Here is a 2353-nt window from a genome sequence, read left to right as displayed (position 1 = left end):
AATTTTAAAAATTTTGGAATTTTAAAATTTCGCAGCAGCAGCGAGACTTGTTTTTGAAATTTGCTTCGCGGCACGTAGCGTAAATTTAAAATTTTAAAGCCGAATAAAACGCTACGTAAGCGAAAACAGTGTAAAATTTAACCAAAAAGGAGCGATATGAGGCACTTTCTTACGTTAAACGATTTTAGCAAAGATGAGATAATCGAGATTTTAAATTTAGCCTTTGGGATTAAAAAAGAGGCTAAGGCGCGAAATTTTAAGCCGTATTTAAAAGATCAAAAATTAGCGATGATATTTGAAAAAAGCTCGACCAGGACGCGCGTGAGCTTCGATGTGGGGATGAACGAGCTAGGCGGACACGCGCTATTTTTGAGCAGTCGCGACATCCAGCTCGGGCGCGGCGAGCCTATCAAAGACACTGCACGCGTGATTTCGCGAATGTGCGATCTGATCATGGCGCGCGTAAATCGCCACGAGACGTTAATAGAGCTCGCGGAATTTAGCCGCGTGCCGGTCATAAACGGGCTAAGCGATAAATTTCATCCCGTGCAGCTGATGGCGGATCTAATGACGATCGTGGAGTGCGGTATTGAAACTCCAAAAACAAAAGTCGCGTACGTGGGCGACGGCAACAATATGGCGCATTCGTGGCTGATGCTTGCTAGCAAGCTTGGCTTTGAGCTGCGAGTAGCGACGCCCGTGGGCTACGAGGTCGATCCGCAGATACTGGCGCAGGCGCAAGAAAATGCTAAAATTTCAGGCGCTAAAATTTTAATAACGAACGATATAAAAGAAGCCGTAGCGGGCGCAAACATCGTGACGACCGATACTTGGGTCTCGATGGGGCAAGAAGCCGAAAAAGAGCAAAGAATTCGCGATTTCGCGGGCTTTTGCGTGGATGAAAGCTTAATGGCTCTAGCAGGTAGCGGTGCGATCTTTTTGCACTGCTTGCCGGCGTACCGCGGATATGAGGTAAGCGAGGCCGTATTTGAAGCGCATGCGGATGAAATTTTTGCAGAGGCGGAAAATCGCCTGCACGCGCAAAAGGGCGTTATGGTCTGGCTGGATCAAAAAAGATAAATTTTAGGAGAACGCATGGAAGAAAAAGATAAAGCGCTAAAAAAGATCGACAAAGCGAGCGAATTTTTCGGACTGGATAGCTCGAAAAGGACGGTTTTTGAAATTTCACAAGGCGAGGACAACGAGAAAAAACTCACTCTAAAAAGCGGCTCGTGGAGCGACGAGGAGCCGTGGTTCGGCATCGACGAAAATAACGAAGTGCACACGATGATCTCGATAAAATCGCTTGCAAATCTCATCGCCGCGACCAAAAACGCGATGCAGGAAAATTTTAATCTCAAGCTTGAGCGCTCGATCTTGCAGCATACGCCGGTAGATTTCGGCGACGCGTGGATTGTGTGTATGGACGAGATCAGAAGGCTAACGGGCGCAAATCCGAGTGCGAAAAGATTAAGCTTAGACGTCGATGCCGTCGTCTCGCGCGTAAAAAGCCTGCATCCAAACCTTTTTATTGATATCGAAGAGCTTATCAAAACCAAGGCGGGCAGCCGTGAATAGTATAGACTTTGATGCTTACGCAAAATTTTCGCTCCCGGGGCCTCGCTACACGAGCTATCCGACCGCTTTGGAATTTAGCGAAAATTTCAGCTACGACGGGTATTTGAACGAGCTGAAAAATCAAAAAAGCTCTACGCCGCTGTCGCTTTACTTTCACATGCCGTTTTGCCGCTCCGCCTGTTATTTTTGCGGCTGCAACGTAATCTACACGGGCAAGCGCGACAAGATGGATCGGTATTTGGACTATATCGAGCGCGAAATGCAAATTTTAAGCGGCGTCGTGGACGGCTCCAGGCAGGTCGTGCAGATGCACTTCGGCGGCGGCACGCCTACGTATTTTAGCGCCGAACAGCTCGCGCGCCACATAAAAAATATCAAAAAGTATTTTAAAAACTTCAGCTCCGAAGCCGAGATTAGCTGCGAGATCGATCCGCGATTTTTGAACGCCGAGCAGCTCGACGTGCTCGTTTCAAACGGCTTTAACCGCATAAGCTACGGCGTGCAGGACTTCGACGAGCGCGTACAAAAGGAGATCCACCGCATCCAGCCTTTCGAGCTTACGAGGGACGTCATAGCTATGGCGCGCGAGAGGGGGATAAAATCGATAAATATGGATCTTATCTACGGCCTTCCGTATCAGAGCCTAGCTAGCTTTAAGCGCACGCTGGAGCTTGCGCTTTCGCTTGATCCGGACCGCTTTGCGATCTTTAACTACGCGCACGTGCCGTGGATCAAAAAATCTATGCGTAAATTTGACGAAACGACCCTGCCCGAG

The 2353-nt window shown here is 48.4% G+C and carries 3 protein-coding genes; all 3 read left to right on the top strand.

Annotation, left to right across the window (positions count from 1 at the left end; genetic code table 11):
* Positions 1-156: 156 nt before the first annotated feature.
* On the top strand, positions 157-1080 hold the full coding sequence (argF, locus tag Q0620_RS06840) for an ornithine carbamoyltransferase (protein WP_298783986.1): 924 nt from the start codon (positions 157-159) through the stop codon (positions 1078-1080).
* Between the two features lie 15 nt (positions 1081-1095).
* Complete coding sequence (locus Q0620_RS06835; protein ID WP_298783984.1) at positions 1096-1578, top strand: DUF2603 domain-containing protein; 483 nt, start codon at positions 1096-1098, stop codon at positions 1576-1578.
* Positions 1571-2353, top strand: a 783-nt coding sequence (gene hemN / locus Q0620_RS06830; protein WP_298783982.1) for an oxygen-independent coproporphyrinogen III oxidase, incomplete at its 3' end; no start/stop codon positions are given. The genes Q0620_RS06835 and hemN, both read left to right, overlap by 8 nt.

This window comes from uncultured Campylobacter sp., from assembly GCF_938017615.1.
GTDB lineage: Bacteria > Campylobacterota > Campylobacteria > Campylobacterales > Campylobacteraceae > Campylobacter_B.
Note: the sequence above shows the minus strand (reverse complement) of the source record. Positions and strands in the feature narration are given on the sequence as shown.